General features: G+C 68.3%; 7 protein-coding genes. 5 read left to right on the top strand and 2 right to left on the bottom strand.

What is annotated here, in order from left to right:
* The first annotated feature begins 95 nt into the window (after nt 1-95).
* Nucleotides 96-7,694: a polymorphic toxin-type HINT domain-containing protein gene (locus AB0K28_RS37590; RefSeq protein ID WP_364379465.1), complete on the top strand. Its 7,599-nt coding sequence runs from the start codon at nt 96-98 to the stop codon at nt 7,692-7,694.
* Nucleotides 7,687-7,932 carry a DUF2283 domain-containing protein gene (locus tag AB0K28_RS37585; RefSeq protein WP_345407721.1) on the top strand — a complete coding sequence of 82 codons (246 nt, stop codon included), beginning with the start codon at nt 7,687-7,689 and terminating at the stop codon, nt 7,930-7,932. Before AB0K28_RS37590 ends, AB0K28_RS37585 begins: the two co-directional genes overlap by 8 nt.
* A 1,015-nt stretch (nt 7,933-8,947) precedes the next feature.
* Here AB0K28_RS37585 and AB0K28_RS37580 read toward each other — a convergent pair.
* Complete coding sequence (locus AB0K28_RS37580; protein ID WP_364379462.1) at nt 8,948-9,502, bottom strand: hypothetical protein; 555 nt, start codon at nt 9,500-9,502, stop codon at nt 8,948-8,950.
* Here AB0K28_RS37580 and AB0K28_RS37575 point away from each other — a divergent pair.
* The 3 genes from AB0K28_RS37575 to AB0K28_RS37565 all read left to right on the top strand — a co-directional run bounded on the left by AB0K28_RS37575 (nt 9,492) and on the right by AB0K28_RS37565 (nt 10,931).
* Entirely contained in the window at nt 9,492-9,953 is a 462-nt protein-coding gene (locus AB0K28_RS37575; RefSeq protein WP_364379459.1) for a hypothetical protein, read from the top strand. The genes AB0K28_RS37580 and AB0K28_RS37575 overlap by 11 nt on opposite strands.
* Before the next feature lie 184 nt (nt 9,954-10,137).
* Nucleotides 10,138-10,266: a hypothetical protein gene (locus AB0K28_RS37570; RefSeq protein WP_345407727.1), complete on the top strand. Its 129-nt coding sequence runs from the start codon at nt 10,138-10,140 to the stop codon at nt 10,264-10,266.
* Between the two features lie 62 nt (nt 10,267-10,328).
* The gene (locus AB0K28_RS37565; protein WP_364379456.1) at nt 10,329-10,931 is read left to right on the top strand and encodes a superoxide dismutase; all 603 of its coding nucleotides are present in this window, start codon (nt 10,329-10,331) and stop codon (nt 10,929-10,931) included.
* A gap of 211 nt (nt 10,932-11,142) precedes the next feature.
* Here the strand turns inward: AB0K28_RS37565 and AB0K28_RS37560 are convergent, their stop codons facing one another.
* Nucleotides 11,143-12,690 carry a DUF885 domain-containing protein gene (locus AB0K28_RS37560; RefSeq protein WP_364379453.1) on the bottom strand — a complete coding sequence of 516 codons (1,548 nt, stop codon included), beginning with the start codon at nt 12,688-12,690 and terminating at the stop codon, nt 11,143-11,145.
* Nucleotides 12,691-12,771: the final 81 nt, after the last annotated feature.

Below are 12,771 nucleotides of genomic sequence, written 5' to 3'. Positions count from 1 at the left end.
TGACACCGGTGCAGCAGCTGGGCTCGGCAGGGGTCTTACCGAGCTTGACGGTCGCGTCTGGCTCTGCGGTGTCGGACGACGGTGGCGACCCGCCCGTGAAGGGCGCTCTGCCGCGAGATGGCGGGGCGTGGCCGCGTACGGCATTGCAGGACGAGTCCGGGTCCGGCCTGCCCGCGGGCACTCGCCGTGCCGAGCAGAAGGACCGGGCGACCGCGGCGAGCACCTTCCCGCTGATCTACGACGTGTATCCCGTCGCGGGATCGTTGGTAGGAACGACGACTCCGCTGCTCACCGTGCGGGCCGAGCGGGTCGGCGTGCCGACGGATCCGTTCAGCGAGTTGCGGTTCACCTACCACATCTGCGAGGTCCCGGAAGAGGACGAGGACGACACCGGCGCTTCCGACCCGACGCCGCCGTGCTGGAACTCCGGAGCTCTACCGGGCGCGGAGACCTGGCAGGTGCCGGCGAATCGGCTGGAGTGGGGCAAGCAGTACAACTGGTGGGTCCGCGTCGTTGACTCCGAGAGCAAGGCGGTCGACACCAGCGACAAGCAGTTGATCGCCATCAGGCCCGCGCAGCCGGTCAACGGCTCGCATCTGGGCGAACGCATCGGAGATCAGGAAGAGTTCTCCCTGGTCAACGGCAACTACACCACCACGGCGGTGGACGCGCGGGTACAGGTGGCCGGTCCCGCCCTTGCGGTGGTCCGCACATACAACAGCTCCGACGCGCGCACCAACGGGATCTTCGGGGCGGGTTGGTCGACCGCCTGGGACATGAAGGTCATGGCCGAGCGGTCGGGAACGGCCGTGACCGGCCTGCTGGTGACCTACGCCAGCGGCCGCCGGGTCCGGTTCGCGGCCAAGGGCGACGGCACCTACCAGCCGCCTCCCGGCATGAAGGACGCGCTGGCAGACGTGGACAGCGGCGGATGGCGGCTGAAGGACACCACCTCGACGATCTACGTCTTCAACGCCGACGGCCGGCTGGTCAGGCTGGAGGACAACCGCGGGCGCGCGCAGACGCTGAACTACAACACCGACGGCACCTTCGACACGGTGACCGGAGCCGGCGGCAGGAAACTGCACCTGACCTGGAACGGCCCGCGCGTCGCCACGGTGTCCACGGACCCGGTCAACGGCGAACCCCAGACGTGGACCTATGGCTACACCGGCGACAACCTCACCTCGGTGTGCACGCCGCTGGCCGCGCCGAACTGCACCGCCTACACCTACGAGGACGGCTCCCGCTACAAGGGCCTGGTGCTCGACTCCGAGCCGGTGGGCTACTGGCGGCTGGGAGACGCACCGAACAGCCCGGCCGAGAACCTCGGCAGCGACGGCGGCACCGGCCAGTACACGAAGGTGACGGTCGGCCAGCCGGGGGCGTTGGAGGGCAGCACCGACACCGCCGGCGGCTTCACCCAGTCCACGATGATGCTGCCCCTCAACCTGCTGGATCACCTGCGCGATCAGGTTACGATCGAGGGCTGGATCAAGACGACCAAGCCCGGCGTGATCTTCTCCGAAGACGACTTCGGCGGCGGGCTCGGCGGGACGAGGCCAGTCCTCTACGTCGGGACGGACGGGCGGCTACGCGGGCAACTGGGTGAGCTGGTCAGTGGCGGATACAAGCCAGTCACATCCGCAAATGCCGTCAACGACGACCAATGGCACCACGTGGTGCTCACAGTGGCGGGTGAGAAGCAGCGTCTCTACCTGGACGGTCAACTGGCCGGCGAGCTGACCGGTGCCGTCTTCGGCGACAGGCGCCCGTACGCCTTCGTGGGCAGCGGCGATCGCGCCAGTTCGTGGTCCGATGTCCCCGGCGGCACCACCACCAGAGGCGCCTGGCCGTTCCAGGGCACGATCGACGAGTTCGCGGTGTACGCAAAGCCGCTGACGGACACCGAGGTGCAATCCCACTGGGCCGCCCGAACCAAGGTCGGCCACGAGCTCTCCCAGGTGACGCTGCCTTCCGGCCGGATCTGGGCGAAGAACACCTACGACTCGGCGACCGACCGCCTCCTGACGCACACCGATCGGCACGGCGGCCTGTGGAAACTGAGTGATTCCACCATCGATTGGGTCAAGGGTCTCTACACGTTCACCTTGACCGATCCGCGCGGCGGCGCCCTGGACTACGCCTACGACTCGCTGCGCGATGAGCAGCCGGCGTACGTGACCGACCAGGCCGGCGCCCAGACCACCTTCGAGTACGACACCGGCGGTTTCTCCATCAAGACCACCGACCCGAACGGCAACGTGTTCCGGCGGTGGAACGACAAGCACGGTTATGTGATCAAGGAGAAGTCCTGCCGTAAGACCGGCGACTGCCAATTCACCCACCACGACTACTACACCAACGAGGACGACGACCTCGACCCGCGCAACGGCCGCCGGGTGGCGTTCCGCGATGCCCGCTCGCCTGACGCGACCAGCGACACGTACGCCACCACGTGGGAGTACAACGCGTCCGGCCAGCAGACCAAGCAGACCACCCCGGCCACGTCCGACTTCCCCGACGGCCGCTCCACCACGATCGCCTACACCGACGGCGGCGAACCCGCCGTCGGTGGCGGCACCACTCCCCCTGGCCTGGCCAAGACCCTCACCGACGCCGAGGGCAACGTCACCGAGTTCCGTTACGACGAAGCCGGCGACCTGGCCGAACGGAGCGACCCGTCCGGGCTGGTCACCAGGTTCACGTACGACGAACTGGGCCGTCTCACCGCCCAGACCACGATCTCCGACGCCGAACCCGACGGGGTCACGACCACCTTCACCTACGACGCCATCGGCCGGCCCGCCACCGCCACGACGCCCGGCGTGAAGAACGAGATCACCGGCATCACGCACACCGCCGAGACGAGCTACGCCTACGACGCCGACGGCAACACGCTCACCGTGATCGTCAAGGACCTGACCGGCGGCGACGCAGAACGCACCATCACCTACACCTACGACGACCACGGTCATCAAAAGACCATGACCGACCCCGAGGGCGGGGTGGTCACCACGACGTGGGACGCGTTCGGCCAGCAGGAGACCATCACCGATCAGCTCGGCTCGGTGTTCGGCTACACCTACACGCCGCGCGGCGAACTGGCCACCGAATCTCTGCAGAACTGGACCGGCAGCCCGGTCGACCCGCAGCCGGCCACGAAGATCGTCCTGAACTCCTATTCCTATGATCCCGGCGGGCGGCTGGTCGCCCAGACCGACGCGATGCGCCGCAAGACGACCTACACCTATTACGGCGACAACCTGCTGTCACAGGTGATCGCCGACGACGCCAAGGTCAACCCTGGTCTCACGACCAAGGACGTCATCCTCGAGAGCAACACCTACGACAAGGCGGGCAACCTCGTCAGCCGGGTGACCGGCGGCGGGACGGTCACCACCTCGTACTCCTACGACGCCGCCAACCGGCTCACCTCGGCCACGCTCGATCCGGACAAGCTGGCCCGCAAGACGGTCTTCGCGTACAACGCCAACGATCAGACCATCAAGGAGACCCGTACGGGAGCGGCCGGGGGAACCCGGCAGGAGATCACCACATACGCCTACAACGCGGCGGGCATCCTGACCCGTCAGACCGTCGAGAACGGCGATCAGGACCTGACCACCACCTGGGAGGTGGACGACCGCGGTCTGATCACCGCGACCACCGACCCGCGAGGCAACGCCGACGGCGCCTCCGCCGCCGACTACACCACCACGACCGGCTACGACCCGCTCGGCCGCGCGGTCGAGGTCAAGGCGCCCAGCGTCACGATCGAAAAGGCCGGCACGGCCGAGCAGAGCCGCCCCACGATCCGGATCGGCTACAACGCCGCGGGAGAGCGCACCCACGTCATCGACGCGGAAGGGCGCCTGTCCACCTCGGGCTTCGACCGCATGGGCCGTCTGACGTCCGTGACGGGCATGCCGTACACGCCGCCCGGCGGCACCCAGCTGGTCCCGAAGACGAGCTACGCCTACGATGCCGCCGGACGACGGATCACGGTCACGAACGCCCGCGGGCAGACCTCGACGACGGAGTACGACGCGCTCGGCAACCCGGTCAGGGTGACCGATCCGCCCGCGGCAGCAGGACAGCCGGCCGGGCAATGGATCTCGGAATACGACCTGCTCGGTGAGCAGCTCGCCACGGTCGACCCCACCGGCGCCCGCGTCCAGGCCACCTACGACGACCTGGGCCGCCAAATCACGCATACGGTGCTCGAACGCAAACCCGCGAGCGCCGCGTACGTCACCGAGCTGCACTACAACGACGCCGGCTACCTCACCCGGCAGGTCCAGCCGGGCGGTAAGACCACCGTCTACACGCCCAACGCGGCCGGCGAGCCGGAAAAGGTCACCGACCCGGCGCAGGACAGCGTCACCTATGCCTATGACCTGGCCGGACGAACGGTCAAAACCACCAACCCGCTCGGCAACGCCACGGTCGGCGACTACGACCTGGCCGGCCGGCTCACCACCGTCAAGAACCTGGACGGCACGGGAACCCCGGTCCGGACCATCGGCATGGGCTACGACGCCGCCGGCAACCTCATCCGCTCCACCTCCGGCGAGGGCCACGTCACCCACCGCCGCTACGACGCCACCAACCTGCTCTTGGAACTGATCGAGCCGGTCTCCGACAGCACGTCGATCACCACGAGCTTCGGCTACGACGCCACCGGCGCCCGCACCCGCGTCACCGACGGCCGCGGCAACGCCACCTGGACCGGCTACAACACCCTCGGCCTCATCGAGACCCTGACCGAGCCGGCCACCACCTCCCACCCCGACCTGGACGACCGCACCTGGACGCACGTCTACGACGCCAGCGGCAACGAGACCGCGCTGATTCAGCCCGGCGGCGTCCGCCATGACAAGCAGTATGACAACCTCAACCGCCTGACCAAGATCAGCACCTCCGGGGCGGGCATCGTCGCCGACGACAAGACCTACACCTACGACCTGGCCGACCGCCCCACGTCGGTGAGCGATCAGCGGCTGGAATACAACGATCGCAGCCTGCTCACCAAGCTCACCCCGCCGACCGGAACCCCCACCACCTACGCCTACGACTCCCTCGGCAACCCGACACAGCGCGCCGACGTCACCGGCACCACCACCTACACCTGGGACGCCGACAACCGCCTCAAAACCGTCACCGACCCGGTCAGCGGCCGCACCAACACCTACGACTACGACCGCGCCGACCGGCTCACCACGATCACCTCGGCCAACCCCGCCAACACTCAGGTCTTCACCTACGACGCCCTGGATCGACCGCTGACCCACACCCTGAAGGACAGCGGCGGCGGCCGGCTCGCCAAGATCGCCTACGGCTGGGACAAGGACGACAACCTCACCTCCAAGACCACCGAAGGCCTGGCCGGAGCCGGCAGCAACACCTACGGCTACGACCACGCCGGCCGCCTCACCTCCTGGACCGGCCCCGACGGCACCACCACCACCTACGAGTGGGACGCCGCAGGCAACCGCACCAGGGCCGGCGACAAGACTTACACCTACGACGAACGCAACCGCCTGATCGAAGGTGACGGCAACACTTACACGTACACACCGCGCGGCACCCTGGCCACGCAGACCAAGAACGGCGTCACCCGCAACCTCACCTTCGACGCCTTCGACCGGCTCATCAACGACGGCGACGCCTCCTACACCTACGACGCCTTCGACCGCATGGCCACCCGCCAGAAGAGCGGCTCCACAGAGCAGCGGTTCGCCTACGCCGGCACGGACAACGACGTCATCGCCGTCACCGGCCAGGACGGCGCCGTCCAGGCCAGCTACGGCCGTGACCCCCTCGGCAACCTGACCAGCGTCAAGGAAGGCATCGCCCCCGCCGCCGGCGCCTTCACCGACCTTCACAACGACCTGGTCGGCACCTTCACCGCTACCACCCTGTCCAGCACCACCACCTACAACCCTTTCGGCGAAGTCACCGCCCAGACCGGCAGCAAACCCGCCCTCGGTTACCAGAGCGAATACACCGACCCCGACACGGGCAACGTCAACATGCACGCCCGCTGGTACCAGCCCGGCACCGGAAACTTCACCAGTCGCGACACCTGGGACATCGCCCCCTCCCCATCCATTCTCGGCAACCGCTACTCCTATGGAGCAGGAAGTCCACTTCTCTATCAGGACCCGACTGGACACGCCCCGAATCCACGTTGCTACAGAGCTGCCTCGATTCCCATAGTCGGTGTCCCGCTCGCCACCATCTGTGACGTCTTCACCGACGCCAGGCCAACCGCCAGCGATGACGTCTGTAAGGACAAGTACGGCAGGACCGCCGCCTGTAACCCGCCCCCGCCACCTGACAAGTGTGCCGAGTTCAGCAACAAGTGCCCCGCCAAACCGTCCACGAACGGAAACGAACCGTCCACGAACGGAAAGAAGAAGAACCCGAAGACACCCGATCGCCCGTCCTCCGAACCTCAGCCGACGAATCCCCCACGTCCGAAGAACCCTACGGATCCCAAGAAGGTCAAAGACAAGGAGGATCCGTGTGAGATCTTCTGCTGGGGACGGTATTTTCCCGGGAAGAACTGCGGCAAGAAATGCATGGTCGACGGCCACGGCCCGCTGGCACCGGAGGACGACTGCCGCATAGGCGAGCCGTGCTGGTGGCTGCTGCCCGCGACGGTGGCGGCCACGGGACTCTTCGAGGCGGGCACCTTCGTCGCCGCCCACGCCGGTCCGGCGCTCGTACTCGGTGCGACCTTCGTCGCCACTACGGCCACCGAGACAGTCACCAGCCTTTTCACCGACGACCCGGTTCCCGCTGACATCCCGACCTACACCAGCGAACGGCCCCCATCCACCGTCGACTGCAACCCCAACAGCTTCGTCACGGGCACCCGAGTTCTCTTGGCCGACGGCAGCAGCAAGGCCATCGAGGACATCAAGGTCGGTGACCGTGTTCTGGCGACCGACGCGGCCACCGGCGAGACCGAGGCCGAACCTGTCACCGCGCTCATCACGGGCAACGGCACCAAACACCTGATCACGATCACCGTGAATGTCGGCGGTACGGGCGATGTCACCACCGACACGATCATCGCGACGGACCACCATCCTTTCTGGGTACCGGATCTGCACGCCTGGATCGACGCCGGCGATCTTCAGCCCGGCATGTGGCTGCGCACGTCAGCGGGCGCCTACGTGCTCGTATCCGCGGTCGAGCGGTGGACGGCCGTCCGGCAGGTCCACAACCTCACGGTCGACGACCTGCACACCTACTATGTGCTGGCAGGAACGACGCCGGTACTGGTACACAATGATTGCGGCACTTGGGACCACGCCGAGGATTGCTACTGCAATTACGAGGGCATGCCAGTGGTTCCGCGCTCTCAACCTGTGCGCGGAGAACCTGAGCCGGCTCAACCTGTGCGCGCCGAACCTGAGCCCGGCCCCGAGCCTGTCGCCGACGACCTCACCAAGCATGCGATCGAACGTTTGGCACGGCGCCAGGTACCAGAAGAGCAAGCTCGAGCCGTTCTCAACAGGGAACCATTTTCCTACTTCCATGAAGGCCAGTGGAAGCTGGGCTATTACCATCCAGGATCCAAGCTGTTCGTCGCCAAAACCATCGATGGGAACATCAACACAGTGATGATCAATGTCGACCGGGCCTACATCAGAAGACTCATGGACGGGCACCATGGCTGATCTCAAAGTCACTTACGATCTGGTGGCGAACGCGGCCTATATACAGCTCGCGGACCCGCAGGCCCGCCCGAATGTGGCAAGCATGTATCCCTGCGACCCCGTCAAAGTCGGCGGCATGATCAACCTTGACTTCGATGCGGGCGGGCGCCTGGTAGGCGTCGAGGTGCTGGACGCCAGGTCGAAGCTGCCCGCGTACATGCTTGAGGCGGCGGAGCGCATCGATCTTGAAGGCACCTGACCTGTGGCGGCCGGCGGGAGAGCCGTCTCTCGCCGAAATGCCGCCGGTTCTTGAACTCGCCTGAGACGCCTGCACGAGATTCGGAGCGGCGGGTGGTGGCGAGCATCGGGAATTGCCGGGCTTCCTGCGATCACTGGGTGCATCCGGGTGGTGGATTTCTGCGGCCCGAATTACAGGGGATCAAGACGACTTGGAAGGGGTGGAAGCGCTCTGGCAGGATCGGGATGTTGGTCTCCCGTTCAGGGGGCGACGTCGCCGAGGCGTACGCAGAGCGCCATGCGAAAATCCGCGCGCATGATCCGAAGCGGCGGCGGATAGCGCGGGCCATGGCGGAGTGCGCCGGCTGGGACGTGCGCTGATTTCCGCCCCACCCTCTTCGGGCGGTGGGGCGACCAGAGGTTTTTGGTAGATCTTTTTGCTCGTCGGTGTCGGCTGATGCGGCGACAGTGCCTCTCCTGCTTGGGTTTTCGCTCCCGGCCGGGGCTTTGATCGCGCCGTGTGACCTGCGAGGACATCCGGTACGCTCGCTGCACCCCACATGCTTCCGGTTTTAGCCCCAATAGTCCTTTCTGCGAGGTTAAGTCCGGTCTCGTCCCAGGAGGTCCCCCGCTTCCATGACGCACGATCTCCAGCAGTTCATCGACTCGGTCTCCTTCTTGACGGGTCAGCCGGACCACCGGCCCCCCTATGACCACGTGGGTCCGCCGGAGCGCGAGCCCCATGATGGGCCGCGCACCGGCACGGACGATGCCCAGGGAAGGCACCAGGGCTCGCATGGGAAGGGCTCGGATTCTCACGGGTTCGGATGGAAGGGCTCCCCGGAGGAGCCGGACTTCTCGCCGGCTCCTCCGGAGCGCGGCGACAGCGGCCATGACGGCCCGCATCAGCACGGATCCGATCAGGGCGGATCCGATCAGGGCGGCTCCCATCAGGGCGGGTCCCACCACGAAGGTGGCGGTCCGTCGTCTGCGCCGACTCGTCCCGGGCCAGAGCCGACTCATACTCCGAGGCCGACTCATACTCCGAGTACGTCGCCATCCGAGAGCACTCCGACGGCCACCCCCACCTCGACGCCGAGCGGGGCCCCCACCACAAATACGCCGCAACCCACCGCTTCGGACACCCCGACGTCCACCCCGTCCGATTCGTCCTCCCCCACGCCCACGGTCACCGAGTCCCCTTCGGCCACCCCCACGGAAACCCCTACAGAGACTCCGACAGCGACCCCCACGGCATCCGACTCGGCGTCGCCCACGGAGACCGCGTCCGAGCCGTCATCGCCCGCAGAGACCGCAACGGCCTCCGACGCACCGGCGCCCACCGAGAGCGCCGCGGCGTCGGAGTCGCCGGCCGCTTCGACGTCCGACGAAGCCGAGGCGTCCGCCACGTCCTCTTCGGAAGCGGCGGCGGGCACGTCGACGTCCACGTCGCCCACGCCGGAGGCCGAGGAGGACGAGGGCGGCGCCGCGGCGCCGTCGGCGTCCGCCACGGCTTCCAGCGCCGTCCCCACGCACCTCACCACCACGGTGGCCAGCCAGCAGCGGGACGTCTCCACCACGATGGTGATCACCTCGACCGTGCTCCTCGTGGCCGCCGTGCTGGCCGTGCTCGCGGTGGTCGTAACGAGGTCCCGCCGGACCCGCCTGGCCACCCCGGAACCCGTCGCCGACCCCGTGCCCCCACCACCGGCCCCGCGCCCGTACCCCGTGCAGGAGGACAACCCCTGGACGCGGCAGCTCCTCGAAGCCCTCGAGAACGTCGTCGCCCTCGACGACCAGAACAAGGCGGACGACCCGCGCCCCGGCTCACCCCCGCAGGACCCCGGCGCGGACCCCGACGCGGACCCTGAGGCGACCGCCGCCTGGAGGCCGCCCTTCGCGTCCTCTGATCCGCCTGGAGCTCTGGACTCCTGGTTCAAGCCCGTGCCACGCGATCCGGACGGGAACGCCGCCCCATCCGAAAGCCCCGCCGATGATGACGACGACACCCGACCTGGGAGCACGGGCAACCCCACGCCGTAACAAGGATCAGGCGCGCATCCGCCTTCGTTACGATGATCGCTTCATGACGGTCGACACACTCGCGTGTCGACGGAACGCGCGAGGAGTGCGGATACAACCAGATCACCGGCAGCCCGGTTTCCCCCAGTCTGGTCACGCACCGGCACCAGGCGGCCCCGCGCTGTGAGGTGGCCCGCCGAACCCGATGCCGCCCAAGCCGCCCGAACCGAAGGCCAACGCCCCGGCCGCGATCATCGCCGGCGTTCTGGCGGCGATCGTGGCGGCGATCGTGGCGGCGATCGCCGCGAACATGCGGTCGTATCCGCGTCCGTGACGGGAGGCTTATTGCGGGTCTATCGTTGTTGCGAATAGTTCGCAACAACGATGAGGAGCGTCATGGGTCAGTACTCGCTGCCCGACATGCCGTACGACTACGCCGCCCTGGAGCCCGCGATCACCGGCGAGATCCTGGAGCTGCACCACGCCAAGCACCACGCCGCGTACGTCAAGGGCGCCAACGACACCCTGGAGCGGCTGGCTGAGGCGCGGGACAAGGGTGAGTTCGGCGGGCTGGTCGGGCTGGAGAAGACGTTCGCGTTCAACCTGTCCGGGCACGTGCTGCACACGATCTTCTGGCAGAACCTGTCCCCCGACGGCGGCGACCGCCCCGGCGGCGAGCTGGCCGCGGCCATCGATGAGCACTTCGGCTCGTTCGAGGCGTTCAAGAAGCAGTTGACCGCCGCGACCAGCACGGTGCAGGGCTCGGGGTGGGGCGTGCTGGCGTGGGAGCCGCTCGGCCGGCGGCTCGTCGTCGAGCAGGTCTACGACCACCACGGCAACGTCGGCATGAACACCACCCCGCTGCTCGTCTTCGACGCCTGGGAGCACGCGTACTACCTGCAGTACCGTAACGTGCGGCCGGACTACGTGGAGAAGCTGTGGGATCTGATCAACTGGACCGACGTGATCGCCCGCTACGACGCCGCACGTAGCGCCTGACCCCTGAGCCGGCGGCGCCCACCCGGCCCGAGCTTGGTCCGCGGGGCCAGGCGGGCGCCGCCTTCAGGAACCGGTCCGCGCTCATGCCGGTTCGATCACCCATCGTCCGGCGACGAGCACCACGATGCCGCCGACGACGGCGAGGCCGAGCCGCACGTACCCCTCGCGACCTGGGCTGACGAGCCCAGGTGCGGCACTGACCGGCGGCGCCTCAGCCGACGTCCTTCAGGGCGTCGACCAGGCCGTCCAGCCCGATGGGGCCGAGGCCGACGGCGGTGGTGTGCCAGCGCCGGAGGTCGAAGCCCGGGCGCCGGCTCGCCGCCTGGCGGGCCGTCAGCCAGGCCCGCTCGCCGAGCTTGTACGAGATCGCCTGAGCGGGCCAGCCGAAGTAGCGGGCGACCTCGGGACGGATCCGGTGCGCGGCGGCGTGACCACGCTCGCGCAGCACCTCGCAAGCCTTGTCGAACGTCCATCGGGACCCGTCGGGCAGCGGCAGGTCCAGGTGGACGCCGATGTCGATGACCACGCGGGCCGCGCGCAGCGCCGACGCGGCCAGCATGCCGAGGCGGGTTCCCGGGTCGGAGAACCAGCCCAGCTCGTCGCCGAGGCGTTCGGCGTAGAGGGCCCAGCCCTCGCTGTGCGCGCTCACCCGGGACGTCTTCGCGAAGCGCGACAGCGTGTCCCCGGCCGCCATCATCCCGCCGATCTGCAGGTGGTGACCGGGCACTCCCTCATGGAAGACCGTCGTCAGCTCACGCCAGATCGCGAACCGCTCCCGGCCCGCCACCGGCCACCAGGTGCGGCCAGGCCGCGACAGATCCTCCGTCGGAGGCGTGTAGTAGGGGGACCCGGCGGTGGAGCCGGCCGCGATGACCACCTCGACCTCGCGCAACGGCTCGGCGATGTCGAAGTGCGTGCCGTGCAGCGTGCTGATGGCGCGATCGTGCTGGTCCTGCAGCCAGCCCCGGTAGGCGTCCACCCCGGTCACGCAGTGGGTCCCATCAAGGTACGCGGCCACCTCCGCCCAGCTCGCACCCGGGCGGATGCGCTCGATCTCGGCGGCCATCTCCGCCTCGATCCTGTCCAGTTCGGCCCAGCCCCACGCGTACGCCTCGGCCGGGTCGAGGTCGGCGCCGAGGATCTGCCGGGCCGCCACGGCGTAGCGTTCCGCCCCCACCCCGTCCCGTTCCGCCGCCCGGGGCGCGTAGTCCGTACGCAGGTAGCCGGCGGTCGCCGCGTAGGCCGCGTGCGCCACGGCCGCCGCCTCGGCCAGCTCTCCGGCCAGCGGCCCGTCGCCATAGGACGTCACCAGCGCGTCGTGCACCCCCGCGAAACGCTCGGCCTGGTCAGCGGCCTCCAGAGCCTGCCTCCGAGCCGCCACCAGCCCTTTCTCCAGGCCGAGATCGAGGCTCGTACGCCAGCTCGCGAGCATCTCCGGCACGGCCGCCAGGCGGGCGGCGACGTCGCGCCACCGGTCGTCGTCGCCGCGTGGCAGCAGGTCGACGCTGTCGCGGATGACGTTGATCAGCCCGAACTGGCCGCGCAGCATGCGCAGGGGCTCCCCGCTGTCGTGCCAGGCCAGCTGCGCTTCCAGCCGTTCCCGAAGGTGCGCGGCGGCGTGCCGATCGGCCTCCGAAGCAGGGCTCAGCCCGGCGAGCTCGGCCAGGGTGCGGCGGATCAGGTCGGCGCGGGCGGCATGGCCGTCGGGGCTGTAATCGGTGGCCGCGGCGAACTCACCGGTGACTCCACGGACTCCCATGCTGATCGGATCGAGGGCCGCCGACTTCCCGACATATCCCTCACAAAGCGCAAAAATCGGTGTCATCCGGACACAGTAACG

It is taken from the genome of Nonomuraea sp. NPDC049504 (assembly GCF_040676845.1).
Lineage (GTDB): Bacteria > Actinomycetota > Actinomycetes > Streptosporangiales > Streptosporangiaceae > Nonomuraea > Nonomuraea salmonea.
Note: the sequence above shows the minus strand (reverse complement) of the source record. Positions and strands in the feature narration are given on the sequence as shown.